Consider the following 24148-nt stretch of genomic DNA (forward strand, 5'->3'; position numbering starts at 1 on the left):
CGGCGAAAATCAGCCCGCGCTGCCCGCCGTCCACTGGCTCCAGGACATGTTCCAGCCGTTGAGGCCGTTGTCCGGGGCGATCGTCTCGTCCGGGGAGCCCTTGACCGTCACGACGTCCCCGATGAGGGAGTTGTCGTAGAACCACGCGCCCGGCGTGCTGGAGTCGCCCGCGCCCTGCGCGTCCTGGAGCCCGACGCAACCGTGGCTGGTGTTGGCGCTGCCGAAGATCGAGGGCGAGCCCCAGTAGTTGCCGTGGATGAAGGTGCCGGAGGACGACAGGCGCATCGCGTGCGGGACGTCCTTGATGTCGTACTCACCGCCGAACCCGACCGTGTCGCCGTTCATCCGGGTCTGGGTGAACTTCTCGGAGATCACCATTTTCCCGTTGTACGTGGGGTTCTGCGGGCTGCCCGCGGAGATCGGGATGGTTTTGATGACCTTACCGTCCCGCTCGACCGTCATCTTCTTGGCCTTCACGTCGACGGTGGAGACCTGCGCGCGGCCGACGGTGAAGGTGACGGTCTTGTTCTGCACGCCGGTGGCGCCGTCCGCGCCCTTCACACCCTCCAGGTCGATCTTCATCGTGACCTTGGAGCCGGCCTTCCAGTACTCCTCGGGCCTGAAGTCCAGGCGCTGGTCGCCGAACCAGTGGCCCACGATCTTCTGGCCGCTGTCGGAGGTGACCTTGATGTGCGACTGGACGGACTGCTTCTCGGTGATCGCCTTGTCGAAGTTGAAGGAGACCGGCATGCCGACGCCGACCTTCGTGCCGCCGTCGGGGGTGTAACTGCCGATGAAGCTGTTGGCCTTCGAGACGGTGGTGAAGATCGAGTTCTCGGTCGCCTCCTTGCCCTCGGCGTCCTTCGCGTCGGCCGTGATCTTGTACTTCATGCCACGCTCCAGCTGGGCCTTGGGCTTCCAGCTGGTGCCGTCGGCGGAGAGCGTGCCGTCGACCGCCGCCCCGGTGGAGACCAGGGTCATCTTCACCTCGGTCAGTTTTCCGCCCTCGACCTTGACGCCCGTGGCGTTGATGGAGGCGCCGGTCGAGCCGTCCTTCGCCGAGATGGTGATGTCGGCGCCCTGGGTCTTGGACTTGCCGTCCTTGCCGTCGCCGTCACCGTTGGCGTCCGCGTCGCCGCCGCAGGCCGTGAGGGAGAGCGCACCCACGGCGGCGAGCGCGGTGGCCGCCAGAAGGGCGCGTCGCCGGGGCTTGGCTATGTGCGACGTTGTCACGGGCTGCTCCATCGTTGTGTCTTTGTGCGAAGTGCGCGTTCTGATCCAGTACGGGTTAAGAGCGGCCTGCGGGCGGAAAGGTTCCGTCCGCTTGATGTGAGGGCGGGCACAGGAATAGGGCCCGTCGGCGGCCCAACGGGCTCTGGTTCGGGGCTATTTGTAGCTGTTCTTTCTGGGAATTCCCTTAGGGGTTTCTTTAGGAGTTATGTGGCGTAAAGGTCGCGGTACGAGGGGAACGTGCCGCCCGGTGTCCCCACGGACTCCGCGGCCAGGAGTGCCCGGACGATCGCCGCCGTCACCATGTCCGCGCCCGCCGCGAGGATCTCGTTCAGGGCGAGGGGGTTCTGCCCGGCTTCCGGAAGGGGGCGCTCGCCGGTCGCGAGGGCGAAGACCGTGTCCCCGTCATTGAGGAGATGGACGGGGCGCACGGCGCGCGCCATGCCGTCGTGCGACGTGCCGGCGAGCTTCTGCGCCTGGGCCCTGGTGAGTTCGGCGTCCGTGGCGACCACGGCCAGGGTGGTGTTCAGCGGCGGCGGCCCGCTCCTGGCAGCGGCTTCGGCGAGGCGACGCGTCGCCTCCTCGTGGACGTCGGCGCCGGGGTAGACCACGGGACGCCCCTCGAAGTACCGCCCGTACAGCGCCCCCGTCCGCGGATCGACCCCCGAGCCCGCCGCGTTCGCCACGACCAGGGCGGCGACCGTGACACCCGACTCCAGCCTGACGCTCGCGCTGCCGATGCCGCCCTTGACCTTGCCGACCACGGCGCCGGTGCCCGCACCCACGTTCCCCTCCTCGACCGGCGTGCACGGCTCGGTGCCCGCGGCGGCCTCCACGGCGGCGCGGCCCGTCGTGGCGCCGGGGCGCGCCGTGAAGTCGCCGCCACGGCCGAGGTCGAAGACGCAGGCGGCCGGGACCACGGGGACGACGTGGGAGGGATCGGGGCCGACCCGTACGCCGCGGCCCTGCTCCTCGAGCCACGCCATCACACCGGTCGCGGAGTCCAGGCCGTACGCGCTGCCGCCGGTCAGTACGAGGGCCTCGACGCGCTGCACGAGGTTGCGGGGGTCGAGGGCGTCCGTCTCCCGCGTGCCGGGGCCGCCGCCCCGTACGTCCACGGCGGTGACGGCGCCGCCCTCCGGTGCGAGTACGACGGTGGTGCCGGTGAGGTGGCCCGCGTGGGTGAGGGTCGCGTGGCCCACGCGGAGCCCGGATACGTCGGTCAGGGAGTCGGAGGTCATACCGACTTGCGTATCACGAGGGCGAGTTGCGCGCCCTCAGCCGAGCCCCGCGGTTGGTGAGCGTCACGCCGGTCGCGACGGTGGCCGTCGCCACGAGCCCCGCGACCAGGACGGCCCAGCCGCCGGCGAACGTACTCGCGAGCGTCGCCAGCGCGCTGACGGGCAGCACGAGTTGCTGGGCCAGCCCCACCTTGTAGTAGCGGGAGTGCAGCAGCCAGACGGTGAAGAGGTACAGCGCCATCGGTACGGTCACGGCGGCGGACGCGGCGAGCGTCGAGATGTGCGCCTTGCCGACCGCCTCCTCGACCGCGACCTCGAGCCCGGCACCGATCGCGGCGGCCGCGCCGAGGATGACGTAGTGCCCGTATCCCCACAGGAACGCTTGGCGGTTGGTGCTCAGACGGCCGTGGATGGGCACGACGAAGTAGATCCACCAGGCGGCGAAGACCATCAGGAGGCCGCCTGCGGCGATGGGCAGGAGCTCGCCGAGCGCGTCGTTGTCCTCGATGCCGGACTTCACCGCGATGGTGGCCGCCGCGATCGTCTCGCCGAGCACGATGATCGTGAACAGGCCGTACCGCTCGGAGATGTGGTGCGGATGCCAGGCCGTGGTGTAGCCCCGCTCCGCGAACACCGGCACGCACATCTCGGCGATCGCCATCGCGAGGAACAGCCAGGGCCGGGCGCCCTCGGGCAGGAACAGCAGCCCCGACCAGCCGATCTGACAGACCAGCACACCGCACGCGTACCGCAGCGCGGTGGTGCGCTCCGCGCCGGTGGCCGACCTGGCGACGCGCAGCCACTGGGTGGTGAGCGCGACCCGCATGATCAGGTAGCCGAGCCAGATGAGGAGGAAGTCGTGCTCCTTGAACCCCTTGGACACCCCTGCGGCGAACACGAGCACACCGGCGATCTGTACGAGGGTGACCACGCGGTAGAGCACGTCGTCGTTGTCGTACGCCGACGCGAACCACGAGAAGTTGACCCACGCCCAGAACAGCGCGAAGAACACCATCGCGTAGTTGAGCACGCCCTCGCCCGCATGCCCCTCGGCGACGGCATGCACGAGCTCGACCCCGGCCTGCGCGACCGCCACGACGAAGCAGAGGTCGAAGAAGAGCTCCAGCGGAGTCGCGGCGCGATGTGCTTCCTCGCGCCCCCGAGCCAGGAGAGGCCGCATGGAGGCGGGTGCGGGAGGCGGGGTCGGTGTCGGGCCTGGGGCCGGTGTGGACGTCATGCGGCCAGCACACCAGAAGGCTCCCGCCGAACCGGGCTGCGGCGCCCAGCGGGTCGGCAGTGACACCCGGCCGCCGTACGGCAGGGGGTCGGAGAGGCCCCGCGCCGTATGGCAGCGGATGCGGCAGCGGATCCAAGAGGTCCGAAAGCCCCCTGACTCTGGTGCCTTTGGGCCGGTCGGTCGATGTCCTACGCCTCTGCTCGCGAAGAACCGCGCACGCGACCGTGGAAACGTCAGGCCCCGGAGCAAGGTCGGGACCGGTAGCGAACTGGGAACCAACATGAGATCGCCTGCCACCCAAGAAGCGCAGACCGCACCAGTGGACGCGACGTACGACACGACGCAGTACCGACCCGGCAAGACCATCACGGACTGGGAGCCGGAGAACGAGCTCTTCTGGAAGTCCATCGGCAAGAAGGTCGCCTCCCGCAACCTGTGGATCGCCGTCCCGGCGCTCCTGGTCGCGTTCGTCGTCTGGCAGGTGTGGTCGGTCACGGCGACCAACCTCAAGGACGTCGGCTTCGGCTTCTCCACCTCGCAGCTGTTCTGGCTGACGGCCATCCCCGGCATCACCGGCGGCACGGCCCGCGTCTTCTACACGTTCCTCGGCCCGATGATCGGCCAGCGCCGCTTCACCGCGCTCTCCACGATCGTCCTGGTCATCCCGCTGATCTGGCTCGGCATCGCGGTCCAGGACCCGAACACCTCGTACGGCGTCATGGTCGCCATCGCGGCCCTGTGCGGTGTCGGCGGCGCGAACTTCGCCTCGTCCCTCGCCAACATCGGCTTCTTCTTCCCCAAGCGCGACAAGGGCAACGCCACCGGCATCAACGGCGGTCTCGGCAACCTCGGCGTCTCCGTCGTCCAGCTGGTCACCCCGATCGTCATCACCAGCTCGGTCCTCGCGGTCGGCTCGGCCCAGCACAAGGCCGACGGCACGCCCGTGTGGCTGCAGAACGCCGCGTTCCTGTGGGTGCCCGTCCTGGTGATCCTGGCCGTTGTCGCGTGGTTCGGCCAGAACGACCTGAAGGTCGCGTCGACCCCCTTCAGCCAGCAGAAGATCATCTTCAAGCGCAAGCACAACTGGCTGATGACCTGGCTCTACGTCGGCACGTTCGGCTCCTTCATCGGGTTCGCTGCGGCTCTGCCGATGCTCATCAAGACGACGTTCACGCCGATCGACGCGGCCTACTCCGCGGCCACCTACGCCTGGATGGGCCCGGCCGTGGGCGCGCTCGCCCGCTGGGCCGGCGGTTGGATCGCGGACAAGATCGGCGGGGCGAGGGTCACCATCATCTCGTTCGTCGGCATGGCGGTCTCGATCATCGGCGTCATCAACTTCCTTCCCTCCGGCGGCGACAACGGCAACTTCTACGGCTTCTTCGCCTGCTTCCTGGCCGCGTTCTTCTTCTCGGGCATCGGCAACGGCTCGACGTTCCGCCAGATCCCGGTGATCTTCCGCAGCCAGCACCTGAAGGGCCTGACCGAGGGCACGCCCGAGTACACGAAGGCGCTGAAGCAGTCGGAGATGGAGGCGGGCGCCGTCACCGGCTTCACGTCCGCCATCGCGGCGTACGGCTTCTTCTTCATCCCGGCGATGTTCGCCAACTTCGCGGTGACCAGCGCGATGTGGGGCTTCGTGGCCTTCTACGTCAGCTGCATCGCGGTCTGCTGGTGGTTCTACGCCCGCAAGGGCGCGGAGTCCCCGAGCTGACGCCCCGAGTGGCGTCGGCGGGATGGGCCGGGTGTGGGAGCACCCGGCCCGTTCGCATGTCCTCACCTCGTACCACGAGCTGCCCCGGAAATTCTTGTGAATGCGTTCACAAGCGAACTTGGGTCCAAAGTCCCGAGGAAAGTTGCAGGTCAGGGGCGATCTGTCCGGTTCGGGGTGCGGCGAGAGGGGACCTCGGGCCCTGAAGTGGGGACCATTGCGGAGCCGCTGATCGATCGAACCGCTGTGCAATGGAGGCATAGCGAAAAGGCGATTCGGAAGGTGCCGGCGATGACTGCCACTCCCGCGGAAACGACAGTGCACGGCGAGGCATGGGACGGCTTCAAGGGCGGTCTGTGGCGGGACGCCATCGACGTCCGCGACTTCGTGCAGCAGAACTACACCCCGTACGAGGGCGACGACTCCTTCCTGGCCGGCGCGACCGAACGCACCACCCAGGTCTGGCAGAAGCTCCTGTCGATGTTCCCGACCGAGAACGAGCGCGGCATCTACGACGTCGACGTGAAGACCCCGTCGCGCATCGACGCCTTCAAGCCCGGCTACATCGACGGCGGCGCCGCCGACCACGCGGACCTCATCGTCGGCCTGCAGACCGACGCCCCGCTGCGCCGCGCCATCATGCCGAGCGGCGGCTGGCGGATGGTCGAAAGCGCACTCAACGCCTACGGCTACGAGGCCGACCCCGAGGTCAAGGAGGTCTACACACACCTCCGCAAGACCCACAACGAAGGCGTCTTCGACGCCTACACGCCCGAGATCCGCGCCTGCCGCTCCTCCGGCATCATCACCGGCCTGCCCGACGCCTACGGCCGGGGCCGCATCATCGGCGACTACCGCCGCGTCGCCCTCTACGGAGTCGACCGCCTCATCGCCGCGAAGGAGGCCGACAAGGCACTCCTCGGCGAGGAGTGGGCCACCGAGGACGTCATCCGCGCCCGCGAGGAGACCTCCGAGCAGATCAAGGCCCTGGGCGAACTGAAGGCCATGGCGATGTCGTACGGCCACGACATCTCCGCCCCCGCCACCACCGGCCGCGAGGCCGTCCAGTGGCTGTACTTCGCCTACCTGGCCGCCGTGAAGGAGCAGAACGGCGCGGCCATGTCGATCGGCCGCATCGACAACTTCCTCGACATCTACCTCCAGCGCGACATCGAGTCCGGCCGCATCACCGAGGCCGAGGCCCAGGAGTTCATCGACGACTTCGTCATCAAGCTCCGCATCGTCCGCTTCCTGCGCACCCCCGAGTACAACGAGGGCTTCTCCGGAGACCCGACCTGGGTCACCTGGTCCATGGCCGGCATGGGCGAGGACGGCCGCCCGCTCGTCTCGCGCACCACGTTCCGTGCCCTGCAGACCCTCTACAACCTGGGCCCGGCCCCAGAGCCGAACCTCACCGTCTTCTGGTCGCGCGAACTGCCCCCGGGCTTCAAGGACTTCGCCGCCAAGGTCGCCATCGACACCTCGGCCATCCAGTTCGAGTCCGACGACCTGATGCGCCCCAAGTACGGCGACGACACCGCGATCGCCTGCTGTGTGTCGGCGATGGCCGTCGGCAAGCAGATGCAGTTCTTCGGCGCCCGCGTCAACGTCGCCAAGGCACTGCTCTACGCGATCAACGGCGGCCGCGACGAGAAGACCGGAAAGCGCGTCGTCGAGGGCTTCGAGCCCATCGAGGGCGAGTACCTGGACTACGACACCGTCGTCGAGCGCTACGACGCGATGCTCGGCTGGCTCGGCAAGACGTACGTCCACGCGTTGAACGTCATCCACTACATGCACGACAAGTACGCCTACGAGCGCGTCGAGATGGCCCTGCACGACCAGGAGATCCTGCGCACGATGGCCTGCGGCATCGCGGGCCTCTCGGTCGCGGCCGACTCGCTCTCCGCCATCAAGCACGCCAAGGTCAAGGTCATCCGTGACGAGACGGGCCTCGCCGTCGACTACGAGATCGAGGGCGACTACCCCGCCTACGGCAACAACGACGACCGCGCCGACCACATCGCCCGGCGCATCGTCTCGGACTTCATGGGCAAGATCCGGCAGCACCCGACCTACCGGAACGCGGTGCACACCCAGTCCGTCCTGACGATCACCTCGAACGTCGTCTACGGCAAGAAGACCGGCAACACCCCCGACGGCCGCCGCGCGGGCGAGCCGTTCGCCCCCGGCGCCAACCCGATGAACGGCCGGGACGAGCACGGCTACATCGCCTCCGCGCTGTCGGTCGCCAAGCTCGACTACGACGACGCCGAGGACGGCATCTCGCTCACCAACACGATCACGCCGGACGCCCTGGGCCGCACCCCCGAGGAGCGGATCCAGAACCTCTCCGGAGTCCTCGACGGCTTCATGGCCAGCGACGGCTTCCACATGAACGTCAACGTGCTCGACAAGGCGACTCTGCAGGACGCCATGGAGCACCCGGAGAACTACCCGCAGCTGACCATCCGGGTCTCCGGCTACGCGGTGAACTTCGTCCGCCTGACCCGCGACCAGCAGCTCGACGTCATCAACCGCACCTTCCACGGCTCCCTCTGAGCCACCGGCTCTCCGCGAGCCACCCCTGATCCGCGGCCCCGGAGCCGGACCCTCACTCCGGCTCCGGGCACCGCGAATACCACGTCCTGCCAGTAGTCCGGGAGTTCTGCCATGGCTGTCCTGCTCGACACCGCGATCGACACCGCGACCCCGGCGGCCGCGGTCACCCGGCGCCCCGTCACCGGATCCATCCACTCCTGGGACCTGTCCACCGGCGTCGACGGCCCCGGCAGCCGCTTCGTCACGTTCCTCTCGGGCTGCCCGCTGACCTGTCTGTACTGCCACAACCCCGACACCTGGCGGATGCGCGACGGCAAGCGGACCACCGCCGACGACGTCATCGCGGAGGCCGCCAAGTACACCAAGTTCATCTCGGCGGCGGGCGGCGGAGCCACCGTCAGCGGTGGCGAACCCCTCCTCCAGCCCGTCTTCACCGGCGAACTGCTGCACCGCCTCAAGCACGAACTGGGCCTGCACACCGCCCTCGACACCTCCGGCTTCCTCGGGGTGCGCGCCACCGACGCTCTGCTGCGCGACGTCGACCTCGTGCTCCTCGACATCAAGTCCTGGGACCGTGAGACGTACAAGAAGGTCACCGGGCGCCCGCTGCGGCCCACCCTCGACTTCGCCCACCGGCTCGCCGACCTCGGCAAGGACGTCTGGGTGCGTTTCGTCCTCGTTCCCGGACTCACCGACGACCCGGACAACATCGAGGGCGTCGCCCGCTTCGCCGCCTCGCTCGGCAACGTCTCGCGCGTCGACGTGCTGCCCTTCCACAAGCTGGGGGAGGCGAAGTGGGACGCCCTCGGCAAGGACTTCACCCTGCGCGGCACCCCCTCGCCCACCCCCGGACAGGTGGTCGCCGCCAAGGAGATCTTCGCAGCTCAGGGGCTCACGGCTGTCTGACTCCCGCAGCGGCGCCCCACGGACGTACCCTGGATACATGAGCACCGCCCCCGCCCCCGAACCGCGCGATCCGAAGGAATCGGAGACCCCGAAGGGCTCCGAGGCGCCGAAGAAGCCGAAGAGCGCCCTGGTTTTCGACGACCCCCTGTCGCAGCAGTCTTCGGACGACACGGACCGCGGGTGGGGCGAGCGGCCTCCGGTCGGCGGCGACAGCGCCGCCGACCTTGCGCGCTTCCTCGACGAGAAGCCGCCCCACCACTTCTGAGCCCGCTCTAGCGCTCGTCGTGCCCCGAGCCGCGCTGCGCCACCAAGGCGTCGCGGATCTCCTTGAGGACCTCCAGCTCCGAGATCTCGATGACCTCCTGCGTGCCCTCCTTCGCGGCCTTCCGCGCGGCCTGCCTCGCCAGATACTTGGCCATGGGCAGCACCATCAGGAAGTAGACGACGGCCGCGGTGATCACAAAGCTGAGGGTCGCGCTGAGGACCGTGCCCCACATGATCGGGATGCCGGTGACGACCTCCCCCGCGTCGTTCATCTTGCAGGGGTCCTTGAGGCACGAGCTGTAGCGATCGAGATCCTTCGTTCCGAAGGCACCGACCAGCGGGTTGATGACACCCTTCACCACGGAGTTCACGACGTTCGTGAACGCGGCTCCGATGACCACCGCGACCGCCAGGTCGATGACATTGCCGCGCATCAGGAAGGCTTTGAAGCCGTCCCAGAGACCCGGTTCGTTCTTCTCGCTCACCACGAGGCCTTTCGTTGCAAATGCAGTTCGTGAAACAGACAGCTCCGCAAACTACGTCAGGGCCTGGTAGGACTGTCCAATTGGGTACCTCTAATGAGGGACTTGACAGGAAGTCAGTGCAGTCGCACACATCGTGAATCAGCACAGCGTCACCGCCAGACGCATGCTCGCACCGGCTCCGGCGAGCCGAGCCGCCGTCGACCGCGGCACCGAGAGCACGACCAACGCCCCTGCCTCGGCCGCACCTTCGGTCGCGCCCTCCTGAGGCTCGGGCACCTCGGTCACCCTGGCCCCGGCCGCCACCACCCGTGACGCGGAGCCGTCGGCGCCGATGACGTCGACCCGATCGCCCCGGTGCAGCAGACGCACCGTCTCCGCGTCCGCGATCCGCACCGGCGCCGTCACCCAAGGAGCGGCCCGCTCCGGCTGCCGCGAGGGAGAGGCGGCCGTCGGATGCCCCTGCGGCCGAACCCGCTCGGCATCCCGCGGCCCCGCCGCCACGAGCGCCGCCGCGGTCACGGCGAGCCCGGCGGCCACCGCCCGGCGTCTGTGCCGCAGCAGCCTTCGCAGCCGGTGCCGCCCGCCTCGTACGCGCACGGGGGCGAAATGCGGCACCGGACAGGGTGGGGGAGGAGGAGAAGGGGACGAGATGTCTGAGGGAACGTGCGCCACGACGGCCACCGCCTGCGGAGAGTCGAGAGAGCTGAGGATCTTGCCTTCCGCTCTCACGATGCAGGCCCGCGCCGAATCCCGCTGAGCCCCGTGGACTACTCGCCGGTTGTGGACAACTCCGTCACCCGCAGGGGAAGTTCCGCCCCCGAACACCCCCGGAAGCCCCCGGAAGCCCCCGAACATCCCCGAACACCCCCGGGCGCCACCCTCCGCCCCCACCCTTCGGTCACTTCACGGCAACCGAATCCCCGGATCCATCCCGCCCAGCGCCCCCGCACACAGACACTCCCGCTCACCCTCCGCCGGCAGCCCCGCCACCGCGTCGAACAGCACCGTCCGCAGCCGGTCCACATTCGCCGCGAACACCTGGAGCACCTCCTCGTGCGAGACGCCCTCGCCGCTCTCCGCACCCGCGTCCAGGTCCGTGACCAGCGTCAACGACGTGTAGCAGAGCTCCAGTTCACGGGCGAGCACGGCCTCGGGGTGCCCGGTCATGCCGACCACCGACCAGCCCTGCGCCGCATGCCAGAGCGATTCGGCACGGGTCGAGAACCGCGGCCCTTCGACCACCACGAGCGTCCCGCCGTCCACCGGCTCCCACTCCCGCCCCCGAGCCGCCTTCAGCGCGGCACCGCGCCCGACGGGGCAGTAGGGGTCCGCGAGCGACACGTGCACGACGTTCGGAATGCTGCCGTCCGGCAGCGGAACCCCGTCGAAGTACGTCTGCGTCCGCGCCTTCGTGCGGTCCACGAGCTGATCGGGCACCAGCAGCGTCCCGGGCCCGAACTCGGGCCGCAGCCCGCCCACCGCGCACGGGCCGAGCACCTGCCGTACGCCCACGGAGCGCAGGGCCCACAGATTGGCGCGGTAGTTGATGCGATGCGGCGGCAGATGGTGTCCGCGGCCGTGCCGGGGCAGGAACGCGACCCGCCGTCCGGCGATGTCACCGAGGAACAGGGAGTCGCTGGGCGCTCCGTAGGGGGTGTCGACCTGGAGTTCGGTCACGTCGTCGAGGAAGGAGTAGAGGCCGGAGCCGCCGATGACACCGATCTCGGCGCGTTCCGTGCTGGTCGCGTTCGCCGTGTTCACCATGCCGAGCACAGTAGCCGGGCCGTCGGAACGCCGAGATCCCCGCTGTCGGAGGACAGCGGGGACCTGGAAGCAAGACGTGCGGGGCGCTCTGTCCTAGGCGGCGGACGAGCTGGACGACGAGCTCGAGGACGAGCTGGACGACTTCGAGTCCGAGCTTGAGCCCGAGCCCGAGGAGGACGACGAAGCGCCCGCGGAGGACTTGGAATCCGACTTCGAGTCCGACTTCGAGTCCGAGGACTTCGAAGCGTTCGCCGTCGACGGCGTGCTGCTCGACGACGAGCCGCGGCTGTCGTTGCGGTAGAAGCCGGAGCCCTTGAAGACGATGCCGACGGCCGAGAACACCTTCTTGAGGCGTCCTTCGCAGCTCGGGCACACCGTCAAGGCGTCATCGGTGAACTTCTGCACCGCCTCGAGGCCCTCGCCGCATTCGGTGCACTGGTACTGGTACGTCGGCACTTGCTTCCTCCTGGCACTCTCACTCGATGAGTGCTAACGACGGTCCATAGTGACGTATTCCGCGAGATCAGTCCACCGTGACCGGCTCGCGGTGACCGACGCCACGTGCCACGGTGCGCCCGACGGACCGCGGAACGAGCCGCGAGCGCAGGGTCACGAGCACCGCGAGGGCCAGCGCCGTACCGCCCAGCGGCACCAGGAATCCGGCGCCGTCCCAGAAGCGGTCCTCGAGCTGTCCGGCGACCGTGACGGCGGCCGCCTGGCCGAGCGCGACGGCGCCGGTGAGCCAGGTGAACGCCTCGGTCCGGCCGCTCGGGTCCACGAGGCGGTCGACCAGCGTGTAGCCGGTGATCAGCGCGGGCGCGATGCAGACGCCGACCAGGAGACCGAGTCCGGCGAGCAGCACCACGGAGTGCGCGGCCCAGAGGCCGGAAGCCATGAGGGTCAGCGCCGCGTACCCGACGAGAAGCCGCCGCTGCGGGGCGATCTTCCAGGCGATGGCGCCGCAGATGAGGCCGGAGAGCATGTTGCCCGCGGCGAACGTGCCGTACAGGACGCCGTTCAGGCCCGGTTCGCCGATGGACTCGGTGAAGGCGGCCAGCGAGACCTGCATGCCGCCGAAGACGGCGCCGATGCCCAGGAAGGTCACGATCAGCACCCGCACACCGGGGATCCGCAGCGCGGAAACGTGCTCCACGCGCGCGTGCTCCTCGCGGGACGCGGGCTTGGGCTGGGTGCTCTTCTGCGCGGCGAACAGCAGGCCGCCCACCAGCGTGAGTCCGGCCTCCGTGAAGAGTCCGGCCGCCGGGTCGATGGTCGTGCACAGGGCGGTCGCGAAGAGCGGGCCCAGGACGAACGTCAGCTCGTCCGTGACCGACTCGAAGGCCGCCGCCGTGCCCGCCAGCGGGGAGTCCTGGAGCTTGACTCCCCAGCGGGCCCGCACCATGGGGCTGATCTGCGGCTGCGAGGCGCCGGTGGGCACCGCGGCCACGAAGAGAGCCCACAAGGGGGCGTCGGAGAGTGCGAGCACCGTCAGGGAGAGCACCGACACCGTGTGGATGAGTACGCCGGGCACCAGGACGGCCCGCTGGCCGAAACGGTCGGCGAGCTTGCCGCCGAAGGGAGCGAACACCGCCATGGAGACGCCGGTGACGGCCGATACGGCGCCGGCGACGCCGTACGAGCCGGTGGTGTGCTGCACCAGCAGGACGATGGAGATGGTCAGCATCGCGAAGGGCTGTCGCGCCGCGAAGCCGGGCAGGAGAAACGTCCAGGCGCCGCGGGTGCGCAGCAGCTGTCCGTATCCCGGGCGGGAGGTGACCGTGGATGCCACGGCCCGTGCCTTTCTGCCGCCTGGTAGCGCGGCCCCCCTTTTTTTCAGGGCGACGGCACCGAGAGCTGTCCTCTTGCGCGGGACTGCGGTAGATGCCGGTTGCCCACTGCGAGGACACGCGGCCGCCATACGGTCGGCGCCAGCTCTGCTTCAGACAGAGTTGGTTCAAATCAGTTCATACAGAAGAAGTGTGTCTTCATCGTACAGGGAATGGGGTCAGTAGACCTGTGAATACGGAGAATGAGGCGCCCATCACCTGCGATTGCCCCGCCCTTCCGGCTCCTGACCAGCGGTTCCCAGCCATCCGGCCAGCTTTCCGCCCTGTCCGACCGCGCGCAGCCGCTTCTCCGCCGCGTCCCGCACCGGGTCGGTCGCGACCACCAGGAGCTCGTCCCCGCGCTGCAGCACGGTCGTGGGCTGCGGCACGAACGACTCGCCGTTGCGGACGATGAGCGTGACCGCCGCCCCCGCGGGCATCCGCAGTTCGCCCACCTCGACGCCGTGCATCCGCGACCCCTTCGGGACCGCCACCGAGAGCAGGTGCCCGCGCAGACGCTCCAGGGGCGCCGATTCGATGCCCAGGTCGGCGGCGCCCGAAGAGTCGCCCAAGCGCAGCTTCCTGGCCAGCCACGGCAGCGTAGGACCCTGGATGAGGGTGTAGACGACGACCAGCACGAAGACGATGTTGAAGATCCGCTCGCTGTCGTTCACCCCGTTCACCATCGGGATCGTGGCCAGGATGATGGGCACGGCTCCGCGCAGCCCTGCCCAGGACATCAGGGCCTTCTCCTGCCAGGGCACGCGGAACGGCAGCAGGCTGACGACGACCCCCAGGGGCCTTGCCACCACGGTCAGGATCAGGCCGATGATGATCGCGGGCCAGGTGTCGTCGAGCAGGTCGTGCGGGGTGACCAGGAGGCCGAGCAGCACGAACATGCCGATCTGTGCGAGCCAGCCGAGCCCTTCGGCGAAGCCTCGGGTGGCGGGCCAGTGCGGCAGCTTCGCGTTGCCCAGGACCATGGAGGCGAGGTAGACGGATAGGAATCCGCTGCCGTGCGCCATGGCTCCGGCCGCGTAGGCGGCGACCGCGATGGCCATGACGGCGATGGGGTAGAGGCCGGACGCGGGCAGCGCCACGTGCCGCAGGCCGTAGGCGCCGAGCCAGCCCACGGCGATACCGATCGCGGCTCCGATCGCCAGCTCCAGGGCGATCTCGCCGATGAGGACGTACCAGTGCTCCACGGGCCCGGCGGTGGAGAAGGCCACGACAAGGATCACCACGGGGGCGTCGTTGAACCCGGATTCCGCTTCCAGCATGCCGGCCACGCGTGAGGGCAGCGGCACCTTCCGCAGCACGGAGAAGACCGCCGCCGCGTCCGTCGACGAGACCACCGCGCCGATGATGAGCGCCTGCCGCCAGTCGATGCCGACCAGGTAGTGGGCAGCGGCTGCCGTCACGCCGACGCTCACCGCGATGCCGACGAGCGACAGGGCGGCGGCCGCGGGCAGCGCGGGTTTGATCTCTTTCCACTTCGTGCCGAGGCCGCCCTCGGCCAGGATCACGACGAGCGCCGCATAGCCGATGACCTGCGTCAACTCGGCATTGTTGAAGGAGACGTTGCCGATGCCGTCCTGGCCGATGGCAATGCCGATGCCGAGGTACAGGAGCAGGCTGGGAAGCCCACTGCGCGACGAGATGCGAACCGCCGCTACCGCGACGAGCAGGACGAGCGAGCAGATGAGCAGAAGCTGGTTGAGGTCGTGGACAGTCAGGGGCCGTTCCTTCCCGCGCGAGCCAAGTACTTCGTTACCTTACCTAATTGTTAACGCTTCCTTGACGTCATCGAACGCCCATACGATGCGCCGGGATGCAGGTTCCTGACTCCGCGTCCGGAGGCGCAGTGCCCTGCGCCTATGGTTGCTCCAGCGCTCCCACCACCGCCCAGCCAGCCCTGCCGCTCGCGTAAGGACAGCAAGGACAGCGATGCCCTCGAATACCACCGCCTCTTCCGGTCATAAGTCCGGCAAGAAGAAGGGGCGCCGAGCCCGCCTCATCGTGATCGTCCTGGTCCTGGCCATCGTGGCGGGCGTCGGTTACGGCGCGTACTGGAGCGTCAGTACGGTGCGTGCCTCCTTCCCGCAGACCAAGGGGACGATCAAGCTCGACGGACTCTCCGGCCCCGTCGACGTGAAGCGTGACGGCAACGGCATCCCGCAGATCTACGCCGAGTCCGACGCCGACCTGTTCATGGCCCAGGGCTTCGTCCAGGCGCAGGACCGCTTCTGGGAGATGGACGTACGCCGTCATATGACCTCCGGTCGCCTTTCCGAGATGTTCGGCAAGGGCCAAGTAAAGACCGATGAGTTCCTGCGGACCCTCGGTTGGCACCGTGTGGCGCAGAAGGAATACGACACCAAGCTCTCGCCGGCGACGAAGAAGTACCTCCAGGCATACACCAAGGGAGTCAATGCCTACTTGAAGGACAAGAGCGGCAAGGACATCTCCCTGGAGTACGCCGCCCTTGGCTTCACCAACGACTACGCGCCCCAGGAGTGGGACCCCGTCGACTCCGTGGCGTGGCTCAAGGCCATGGCCTGGGACCTGCGCGGCAACATGCAGGACGAGATCGACCGCTCCTTGATGACCAGCCGCCTCGGCCCGTCCCAGATCAAGGACCTGTACCCGAAGTACCCGTACGACCGGAACAAGCCGATCGTCCAGGAAGGCGCCTACAACAGCGCCACCAAGGAGTACGAGGGCAAGGGCAGCGCGGGCAGCCAGTCGCAGACCGGTGGCGCGGCGGGCACGGGCCTCGCGGGCAACACCGAGGCTCCCAGCGGCCTGCAGTCCCAGCTGTCGGGCCTCTCCGACATCCTGGACAGCGTCCCGGACGCGGGCCTCGGCCCGAACGGCAACGGCATCGGCTCCAATTCCTGGGTGGTCTCCGGCGACCACACGATCTCCGGAAAGCCACTGCTCGCCAACGACCCGCACCTGTCACCGCAGCTGCCGTCCGTCTGGTACCAGACGGGCCTGCACTGCAAGACGGTCTCCAAGGACTGCCAGTACGACGTCTCCGGCTACACCTTCGCCGGGATGCCCGGTGTGGTCATCGGCCACAACCAGGACGTCGCCTGGGGCATGACGAACCTCGGTGCCGACGTCACCGACCTCTACCTCGAGAAGTTCGAGGGCGACGGCTACTCGTACGACGACAAGGTGCTGCCCTTCAAGTCCCGCGTGGAGACCATCAAGGTCGCGGGCGGCAAGTCCAAGAAGATCACCGTCAGAGAGACCGGCAACGGACCCCTGCTGTCCGACCGCGACGACGAGCTGGTGAAGGTCGGCAAGAAGGCCACGGTCGACAGCGCCGCCCCCGACCGGGGCGACGGCTACGGAGTCTCGCTGCGCTGGACCGCGCTCAAGCCCGGCAAGTCGATGGACGCCGTCTTCGAGCTCAACAAGGCGAAGGACTTCACGGACTTCCGCAAGGCGGCCGCTTCCTTTGAAGTGCCCTCGCAGAACCTGATCTACGCGGACACCAAGGGCCACATCGGCTACCAGGCGCCGGGCAAGATCCCGGTCCGCGGCAAGGGCGACGGCGCGCTGCCCGCGCCCGGCTGGAACTCCGACTACCGCTGGACCGGCTACATCCCGCAGTCCGCGCTGCCCTACGAGTACGACCCGAAGCGCGGCTACATCGTGACCGCCAACCAGGCCGTCGTCGGCGAGGACTACCCGTACAAGCTCACGTCGGACTGGGGCTACGGGGCGCGCAGCCAGCGCATCACCGACCTCATCCAGTCGAAGATCAAGAACGGTGGGAAGGTCTCCACCGAAGACATGCGCACGATGCAGATGGACAACAGCAGCGAGATCGCCAAGGTCCTCGTGCCCAAGCTGCTCAAGATCGACGTCAAGGACAGCTACGTCCGTGAGGCGCAGAAGCTCCTTGAGGGCTGGGACTACACCCAGGACCCGGATTCGGCGGCGGCCGCGTACTTCAACTCGGTCTGGCGCAACATCCTCAAGCTCTCCATCGGCAACAAGCTGCCCAAGGAGCTGCGGGTCAAGGGCCAGTGCCTGAACGTCGAGCCGGCCGGGAACACGGGCCCCGCCGACGAGGCCGAGCCCGTGCGCGAGTGCGGCCAGCGTGACGCGGAGACCGCGCAGCCCGACGGCGGCGACCGCTACTACGAAGTGATCCGGTCGATCCTCGACGACGAGGACAACGACTGGTGGAAGTCGCCGGGGACCCGCACGGACGCCGAGACCAAGACCCGCGACCAGCTGTTCGGCCGGGCCATGGAGGACGCGCGCTGGGACCTGACGGCCAAGCTCGGCAAGGACGTCGACACCTGGAGCTGGGGCCGCCTGCACCGGCTGACCCTGAAGAACCAGACCCTGGGCGTCGAAGGCCCCGGCTGGCTCCAGTTCATGCTCAACCGCGGCCCGTTCAAGCTGGGCGGCGGAGAGGCGGCGGTCAACGCCACCGGCTGGAACGCCGCGGGCGGCTACGGAGTGCAGTGGGTGCCGTCGATGCGCATGGTGGTGAACCTCGACGACCTCGACAAGTCCAAGTGGATCAACCTGACCGGCGCTTCGGGCCACGCCTACAGCGAGCACTACACCGACCAGACCAGCAAGTGGGTCAAGGGCGAGCTGCTTCCGTGGTCCTTCTCCGAGAACGCCGTCAAGAAGAGCACGAACGACACCCTGGTGCTGCGCCCCTGAGCAGCGCCTGACCGTACGGAACAGTGAAAGGGCCCTCCACGCGCGCGTGGAGGGCCCTTTCACGTACGGAGAGGATCAGCGGAAGCGGCGTACTCCCGACGGCGTGACGACGGCGTGCACGGGCTTGTCGTGCGCCTCCTGGGGGACGTGTGCGATGACCTCCGTGTCGTACAGGAGCACCACCAGGGCGGGATCGGCCCCGGCCCGCTCCAGCCGGGCGAGCACCCTGTCGTAGGACCCTCCGCCGCGCCCGAGCCGCATCCCGCGCTCGTCCACGGCCAGGCCCGGCAGCAGCACGGCGTCCGCCGCCACGACGGCATCGGGCCCGAGACGCGCTCCCGAGGGCTCCAAGAGGGCGATCTTTCCCGGGTGTTGTACGCGGGTCAGCGAGCCCTCGCCCTCATAGGCGGCCCAGTCCAGGTCGTTGTCCGCGAGGAGCACCGGCAGCAGGACACGTGTCCCGCGCGCGTGGAGCGCGTCGAGGAGCGCGCGCGTGCCCGGCTCGCTCCCCACGGAGACGTACGCCGCGACCGTGCCCGCCCCGGCGAGCTCATCGAGCTCCAATGCGCGGTCGGCGAGAACCGCGGCGGCCTTCTGCGCGTCATCCCTAGTCAACCGGCTTCTCACCGCGAGGAATTCTCCGCGCAACGTGCGCTTGGTTGGCTGATCGGACGGCTGGTCCGAGCCGGTTTCTTGCATGGTGCGCTCACAAACCCTTCCAGGTGCGCTCATATGAGAACAAAATGTCCGGAGCCACAGATTCCGCACATACTCACCGGTTATGGTTACGGACATGACTGAGTCTCACCCCCCAAGGATCAGCAAGGCTGTCATTCCCGCAGCAGGCCTGGGCACCCGATTCCTGCCCGCCACCAAGGCCACTCCCAAGGAGATGCTGCCGGTCGTCGACAAGCCGGCGATCCAGTACGTGGTCGAGGAGGCCGCCTCCGCCGGCCTGGACGACGTCCTCATGATCACGGGACGCAACAAGCGCCCCCTGGAGGACCACTTCGACCGCAACTACGAGCTGGAGTCGGCCCTCCTGAAGAAGGGCGACGAGGCGAGACTGGCGAAGGTCCAGGAGTCCAGCGACCTCGCCACCATGCACTACGTACGCCAGGGTGACCCCAAGGGACTCGGTCACGCCGTCCTGTGCGCCGCGCCTCATGTCGGCAACGAACCGTTCGCGGTGCTCCTCGGCGACGACCTGATCGACCCGCGCGACCCGCTCCTCGCCCGCATGGTCGAGGTCCAGGAGCGCCACGGCGGCAGCGTCATCGCCCTCATGGAGGTCGCCCCCGAGCAGATCCACCTCTACGGCTGCGCGGCCGTGGACGCCACGGACGAGGGCGACGTCGTCAAGGTGACCGGCCTGGTCGAGAAGCCCGATGCCGCGGACGCCCCCAGCAACTACGCCATCATCGGCCGCTATGTCCTCGACCCCCATGTCTTCGACATACTGCGCAAGACCGAGCCGGGCCGCGGCGGCGAGATCCAGCTCACCGACGCCCTCCAGCAGCTCGCCGCGGACGAGAAGGTCGGCGGTCCCGTACACGGCGTCGTCTTCAAGGGCCGCCGCTATGACACCGGCGACCGCGGAGACTATCTGCGTGCCATTGTCAGACTCGCGTGCGAACGTGAAGACCTGGGCCCGGACTTCCAGGCCTGGCTTCGCAGTTACGTGTCCGAGGAGATGTAGCACTTTGAGCAGCAGCGCGACGACCGAAGCCACCGGCCAGGAACACGTCTGGTCGGTGAGCGAGCACCTGGACGACATCCTCGGATCCGTCCGCCCCCTGGAGCCCATCGAGCTCCAACTCCTCGACGCCCAGGGCTGCGTCCTCGTCGAGGACGTCACGGTGCCCGTCTCGCTGCCGCCCTTCGACAACAGCTCCATGGACGGATACGCGGTCCGGGTCGCCGACATCGCGGGCGCCAGCGAGGAGTTCCCCGCCGTCCTCACCGTCATCGGTGACGTGGCAGCGGGCCAGGGCGAGCAGCCCACCGTCGGCGCCGGCCAAGCCGCCCGCATCATGACCGGCGCCCCCCTGCCGCCCGGCGCCGAAGCCGTCGTCCCCGTGGAGTGGACCGACGGAGGCCTCGGCGAGGGCCCCGTCTCCGGAATGCGAGCGCACAGCGCCGCTCCGGACGGAGCCTCCGGCGAAGTCCGCGTGCACCGCCCCGCCCAGGCACGCGCGCACGTGCGGGCGCGCGGCAGCGACGTCCAGGCAGGCGACCGCGCACTGAGCGCGGGCACGGTACTCGGCGCCCCGCAGATCGGCCTGCTCGCCGCGATCGGCCGCGGCACGGTCAAGGTGCGCCCGCGCCCCCGCGTCGTCGTCATGTCCACCGGCAGTGAACTGATCCAGCCCGGCGAGGAGTTGGCCGAGGGCCAGATCTACGACTCCAACAGCTTCGCCCTGACCGCCGCAGCCCGCGAGGCCGGAGCGATCGCCTACCGCGTGGGCGCGGTCGCCGACGACGCCGAGACGCTGCGCTCCACCATCGAGGACCAGCTCATCCGCGCCGACCTCATCGTCACCACGGGCGGCGTCAGCGTCGGCGCGTACGACGTCGTCAAGGAAGCCCTCTCCTCCGTGGGGGACGAGGACGAGGACGGCAGCGGAATCGAGTTCCGCAAACTCGCCATGCAGCCCGGCAAGCCGCAGGGCTTCGGCTCCATCGGCCCCGACCACACCCCGCTGCTCGCGCTGCCGGGCAACCCGGTGTCGTCGTACGTCTCCTTCGAGATCTTCGTACGCCCCGCGGTGCGCGCCCTGATGGGCCTCCCGGACGTCCACCGGCCCACGGCACGCGCGGTGCTGGCCGCCGACAAGGCGCTGGGCTCACCCGCGGGCAAGCGGCAGTTCCTGCGCGGGCAGTACGACGCCGAAGCGGGCAGCGTGCGCCCCGTGGGCGGTGCGGGCTCCCACCTCGTCGCGGCACTCGCCCACGCGAACGCGCTGATCGTCGTCCCGGAGGACACCACAGCGGCGGAGCCCGGCACCGACGTCGAAGTGGTCCTCCTCGGCTGAAAGGCGCTCCCGCGCGGTACGGTGTCGCGCACATAGGCCCCCTTGCGCCGCACCGCGAGAGGGCCCGGACCGGGAGCGCCACAGCACATGAGTAGCCAGCAGCGACTGACGCACATCGACGAAGCGGGCGCCGCCCGCATGGTCGACGTATCCGCGAAGGACGTGACCGCGCGCACCGCCCGCGCAAGTGGCCGCGTCCTGGTCTCGCCCCGCGTGATCGAGCTGTTGCGCGGGGAATCACCAGAAGAGGCTCTCCCCAAGGGCGACGCCCTGGCCACCGCGCGGATCGCGGGCATCATGGGCGCCAAACGCACGCCCGACCTGATCCCCCTCTGCCACCCGCTCGCCGTCTCCGGCGTGAAACTCGACCTCTCCGTGGCGGACGACGCCGTCGAGATCCTCGCCACGGTCAAGACCACGGACCGCACGGGCGTGGAGATGGAGGCCCTCACCGCGGTGACCGTCGCCGCCCTCACGGTGATCGACATGGTCAAGGCCGTCGACAAGGGCGCCGTCATCACGGACGTACGCGTAGAGGAGAAGACGGGCGGAAAGTCCGGGGACTGGAGCCGCGAAGGAGCCGGAGCATGACGGCTTACCGCGCGCTCGTCGTCACGGCCTCCAACCGCGCCGCCGCAGGCGTCTACGCCGACCGGGGCGGGCCGATCATCGCCGAGGCCCTTGCCGCCCTCGGCTTCGAGGTCGAAGGCCCCCAGGTCGTCCCCGACGGCGACCCCGTGGAGCAGGCCCTGCGCGCCGGAGCCGACGCCGGATACGACGTGATCCTCACCACAGGCGGCACGGGCATCTCGCCCACCGACCGCACCCCCGAGGCCACCCGCGCCGTCATCGACCACGAAGTACCCGGCATCCCGGAGTCGATTCGCGCGTACGGCAGGGAGAAGATCCCCACGGCCGTGCTGTCCCGCGGTCTCGCCGGAGTAGCCGGGCGCACGCTCATCGTGAACCTGCCGGGCTCCACCGGTGGTGTGCGGGACGGCCTTGCCGTCCTGGAGCCGCTCCTCACGCACGCCGTCGAGCAGCTCCGAGGCGGCGACCATCCCAGACCCTCGGGTGGTGCGAGCTGAACAGCCCTTCCTGGCCCGTCGAGCTGACGGACGGCGATGTCGCCCTCCGTCCGATAAAGATGCGCGACCAGCGGCCCTGGCGTGAGGTCAACCGGCGCAACCGGGACTGGCTGCGCCCCTGGGAGGCGACCATCCCGCCGCCCACGCCCAGCGGCCCGATCGTGCACCGCCCGACCTACCGTCAGATGGTCCGGCACCTGCGCGCCGAGGCGCACGCCGGGCGCATGCTGCCCTTCGTGATCGAGTACCAGGGGCGGCTCGTCGGGCAGCTGACGGTCGCCGGGATCACCTGGGGATCGATGTGCTCGGGCCATGTCGGCTACTGGGTCGACCAGTCGGTCGCGGGCCGCGGCGTGATGCCGACCGCCGTCGCCCTCGCGGTCGACCATTGCTTCCGATCGGTCGGGCTGCACCGTATCGAGGTGTGTATTCGCCCCGAGAACGGGCCGAGCCGCAGGGTCGTGGAGAAACTCGGATTCCGCGACGAGGGCCTTCGTCCACGCTATCTTCACATCGACGGTGCCTGGCGTGACCATCTTGTCTTCGCACTGACCGCGGAAGAGGTGCCGGAAGGGTTGCTGCGGCGCTGGCACCAGGCAAGACCCCGGAACACCGCGTAAATAGAATAAGTGTTTGAAATTGATCGGTGATCGACCGACTGAGGCCCGACTTGGTCCCTCTAGTGCATTAATTTCACGGTCTCGGTGGCCTGTTGATCGCATCAGTCACAAAAAAAGTTCGAGATATCAGCCAGATCGTGCGACACACCGGGTCAATTGGCAGATGGCCTCAACCAAACCCCTCTACCGTGTGAGGCGTGAGCAGCAGCGGCCTCATCTACGCAGTCATCGTCGGGGCCTGGGCCGCCTACTTGGTGCCGATGTGGCTCCGTAGGCAGGACGAGCTCAATGAAGCCCGTCCGACGGAACGCTTCAGCACCGCCATCCGGCTCCTGTCCGGACGTGCGGGGATGGAGCGCCGATACGCCAAGGACCTGCAAGCGCGCTCGCCTGAAGAGGAGGAGTCGCGCGACCCGGACAACGCCACCGGCTCGGTGGACGTCCGGGCCTTCGTCGCGCCCCCGCATCGACAGGGCGGCCAGGAAGAGCGGCCCGAGCCGCAGAGCAAGGCGCAGGTCAAACCCCAGGCGCAGCAGCCTCCGGCCCGGTCCCAGGCGCAGCCCGCGGCGAAGCCCCCGGCCAAGCCGTCCGTGAAGGCCCAGGTGAACCCGCCCGCTCACGCGCCGGCACCGACACCGGGCCCGGGGCACTCCACCGCGCGGCCCCAGCAGTCGCCGGCCCGGCGGGCCGCGTCGGCGGAAGCCGCCGCGCGCGCCCGGCGTACGAAGGCGCTCGCGCGCCGTCGGCGTACGACGGTGATGCTGTTCGCCGCGTTCACGGTCGGCGCGATCGTCGCCGCGGTGGGCGGGCTCGCGTTCCTCTGGGCGCCCGCGGCACCGGCCGCGCTCCTGAGCGCGTACATCGTGTACCTGCGGGGCCAGGAGCGGCGCCGCTTCACCTACACCATGGACCGGCGCAGGGCCGAGGTCGCCGCGCAACGGCTGCGGGAGCGTCAGCCGCGCAGGCGGGCGGCGGGCGGCGCGGAAGCGGTGGTCGACGACGCGGAGGAAGGACCGGGCCCCGAGACGGAGACCGGTCTCTCCGCGCTCGCCGCCGACCGCCGCGCCCTGGTCGAGCAGACCGACCACGCGGAGTGGGTGGACCAGCAGCGCGAGCGGCAGCGCCGCCCCGGGCACGGCGACAGCTGGGACCCGGTGCCGGTGCCCCTGCCCACGTACGTGACCGCGCCGGTCGCCCCGCGGGCCACCGGCGACGTCGACTTGGGCGCGCCCGACGCCTGGAGCTCGGCGCGGTCGAGCTCCGTCGAGCCCGCCGCCGATGAGGCGGACGAGGACGAGTACGGGGAGTACGCCGCGTACGCCGAGGGCACAGAAGGTGCCGACGGCGTGGACGGAGCCGGCGGCCGCAGCGACGCACGGCGGGCCGCGTCCGCGCGCCGGGCCCGCGAGCGCGGACGTACGCCGCTCTTCGATCAGTACGAGGACGGCGAGCGGCCGCGGGCCGCCAACGAGTGAGTCCTG

Annotated in this window: 21 protein-coding genes; 11 read left to right on the forward strand and 10 right to left on the reverse strand. The window is 69.2% G+C overall.

What is annotated here, in order from left to right:
* Nucleotides 1–9: 9 nt before the first annotated feature.
* The 3 genes from AC5P1C_RS08745 to AC5P1C_RS08755 form a co-directional block, all read right to left on the reverse strand.
* Nucleotides 10–1245: a L,D-transpeptidase gene (locus tag AC5P1C_RS08745; RefSeq protein ID WP_493865112.1), complete on the reverse strand. Its 1236-nt coding sequence runs from the start codon at nt 1243–1245 to the stop codon at nt 10–12.
* A gap of 191 nt (nt 1246–1436) precedes the next feature.
* Complete coding sequence (locus AC5P1C_RS08750; protein WP_493865113.1) at nt 1437–2471, reverse strand: P1 family peptidase; 1035 nt, start codon at nt 2469–2471, stop codon at nt 1437–1439.
* 13 nt (nt 2472–2484) lie between these two features.
* The gene (locus AC5P1C_RS08755) at nt 2485–3708 is read right to left on the reverse strand and encodes a low temperature requirement protein A (protein WP_493865114.1); all 1224 of its coding nucleotides are present in this window, start codon (nt 3706–3708) and stop codon (nt 2485–2487) included.
* Between the two features lie 280 nt (nt 3709–3988).
* Here AC5P1C_RS08755 and AC5P1C_RS08760 point away from each other — a divergent pair, with 280 nt between their 5' ends.
* The 4 genes from AC5P1C_RS08760 to AC5P1C_RS08775 all read left to right on the forward strand — a co-directional run bounded on the left by AC5P1C_RS08760 (nt 3989) and on the right by AC5P1C_RS08775 (nt 9152).
* The gene (locus AC5P1C_RS08760) at nt 3989–5422 is read left to right on the forward strand and encodes a NarK family nitrate/nitrite MFS transporter (RefSeq protein ID WP_493865115.1); all 1434 of its coding nucleotides are present in this window, start codon (nt 3989–3991) and stop codon (nt 5420–5422) included.
* Between the two features lie 288 nt (nt 5423–5710).
* Nucleotides 5711–7981 (forward strand): formate C-acetyltransferase, encoded by a 2271-nt coding sequence (gene pflB / locus AC5P1C_RS08765; RefSeq protein ID WP_493865116.1) that lies wholly within the window; start codon nt 5711–5713, stop codon nt 7979–7981.
* Nucleotides 7982–8092: 111 nt separating this feature from the next.
* Complete coding sequence (gene pflA / locus AC5P1C_RS08770; RefSeq protein ID WP_493865117.1) at nt 8093–8887, forward strand: pyruvate formate-lyase-activating protein; 795 nt, start codon at nt 8093–8095, stop codon at nt 8885–8887.
* Between the two features lie 37 nt (nt 8888–8924).
* Complete coding sequence (locus tag AC5P1C_RS08775) at nt 8925–9152, forward strand: hypothetical protein (RefSeq protein ID WP_160505567.1); 228 nt, start codon at nt 8925–8927, stop codon at nt 9150–9152.
* Between the two features lie 7 nt (nt 9153–9159).
* Here AC5P1C_RS08775 and mscL read toward each other — a convergent pair whose 3' ends face one another.
* The 6 genes from mscL to AC5P1C_RS08805 form a co-directional block, all read right to left on the reverse strand.
* Nucleotides 9160–9639, reverse strand: coding sequence for a large conductance mechanosensitive channel protein MscL (gene mscL / locus AC5P1C_RS08780; RefSeq protein ID WP_493865118.1), 480 nt, complete (start codon nt 9637–9639; stop codon nt 9160–9162).
* Nucleotides 9640–9774: 135 nt separating this feature from the next.
* Nucleotides 9775–10251: a hypothetical protein gene (locus AC5P1C_RS08785; protein WP_493865119.1), complete on the reverse strand. Its 477-nt coding sequence runs from the start codon at nt 10249–10251 to the stop codon at nt 9775–9777.
* Between the two features lie 288 nt (nt 10252–10539).
* Nucleotides 10540–11400, reverse strand: a complete 861-nt coding sequence (locus tag AC5P1C_RS08790; protein WP_493865120.1) for an S-methyl-5'-thioadenosine phosphorylase — start codon at nt 11398–11400, stop codon at nt 10540–10542.
* Nucleotides 11401–11493: 93 nt separating this feature from the next.
* Nucleotides 11494–11856: an FmdB family zinc ribbon protein gene (locus AC5P1C_RS08795; protein ID WP_493865121.1), complete on the reverse strand. Its 363-nt coding sequence runs from the start codon at nt 11854–11856 to the stop codon at nt 11494–11496.
* A 67-nt stretch (nt 11857–11923) separates the two neighbouring features.
* Nucleotides 11924–13189, reverse strand: a complete 1266-nt coding sequence (locus AC5P1C_RS08800) for an MFS transporter (RefSeq protein WP_493865122.1) — start codon at nt 13187–13189, stop codon at nt 11924–11926.
* Nucleotides 13190–13441: 252 nt separating this feature from the next.
* A complete protein-coding gene (locus tag AC5P1C_RS08805) occupies nt 13442–14962 on the reverse strand; it encodes a potassium/proton antiporter (protein WP_493865366.1) in 1521 nt (506 codons plus the stop codon).
* Nucleotides 14963–15173: 211 nt separating this feature from the next.
* Here AC5P1C_RS08805 and AC5P1C_RS08810 point away from each other — a divergent pair, with 211 nt between their 5' ends.
* Nucleotides 15174–17924: a penicillin acylase family protein gene (locus AC5P1C_RS08810; protein ID WP_493865123.1), complete on the forward strand. Its 2751-nt coding sequence runs from the start codon at nt 15174–15176 to the stop codon at nt 17922–17924.
* A 75-nt stretch (nt 17925–17999) separates the two neighbouring features.
* Here AC5P1C_RS08810 and AC5P1C_RS08815 read toward each other — a convergent pair whose 3' ends face one another.
* The gene (locus AC5P1C_RS08815; RefSeq protein ID WP_493865124.1) at nt 18000–18623 is read right to left on the reverse strand and encodes a 5-formyltetrahydrofolate cyclo-ligase; all 624 of its coding nucleotides are present in this window, start codon (nt 18621–18623) and stop codon (nt 18000–18002) included.
* Between the two features lie 94 nt (nt 18624–18717).
* Between AC5P1C_RS08815 and galU the strand changes: the two genes are divergently transcribed.
* The 6 genes from galU to sepX all read left to right on the forward strand — a co-directional run bounded on the left by galU (nt 18718) and on the right by sepX (nt 24142).
* Nucleotides 18718–19623 carry a UTP--glucose-1-phosphate uridylyltransferase GalU gene (gene galU, locus AC5P1C_RS08820; protein ID WP_389904822.1) on the forward strand — a complete coding sequence of 302 codons (906 nt, stop codon included), beginning with the start codon at nt 18718–18720 and terminating at the stop codon, nt 19621–19623.
* A 4-nt stretch (nt 19624–19627) separates the two neighbouring features.
* The gene (gene glp, locus AC5P1C_RS08825) at nt 19628–20959 is read left to right on the forward strand and encodes a molybdotransferase-like divisome protein Glp (protein ID WP_493865125.1); all 1332 of its coding nucleotides are present in this window, start codon (nt 19628–19630) and stop codon (nt 20957–20959) included.
* 87 nt (nt 20960–21046) lie between these two features.
* Nucleotides 21047–21550 (forward strand): cyclic pyranopterin monophosphate synthase MoaC, encoded by a 504-nt coding sequence (moaC, locus tag AC5P1C_RS08830; protein WP_493865126.1) that lies wholly within the window; start codon nt 21047–21049, stop codon nt 21548–21550.
* A complete protein-coding gene (locus AC5P1C_RS08835) occupies nt 21547–22047 on the forward strand; it encodes a MogA/MoaB family molybdenum cofactor biosynthesis protein (RefSeq protein ID WP_493865127.1) in 501 nt (166 codons plus the stop codon). The genes moaC and AC5P1C_RS08835 overlap by 4 nt, the downstream gene beginning before the upstream one ends.
* Nucleotides 22044–22667, forward strand: coding sequence for a GNAT family N-acetyltransferase (locus tag AC5P1C_RS08840; RefSeq protein WP_393403523.1), 624 nt, complete (start codon nt 22044–22046; stop codon nt 22665–22667). The genes AC5P1C_RS08835 and AC5P1C_RS08840 overlap by 4 nt, the downstream gene beginning before the upstream one ends.
* 197 nt (nt 22668–22864) lie before the next feature.
* A complete protein-coding gene (gene sepX / locus AC5P1C_RS08845; protein WP_493865128.1) occupies nt 22865–24142 on the forward strand; it encodes a divisome protein SepX/GlpR in 1278 nt (425 codons plus the stop codon).
* The last annotated feature ends 6 nt before the right edge of the window (nt 24143–24148 follow it).

The sequence above is a fragment of the Streptomyces sp. A18 genome (assembly GCF_059026065.1).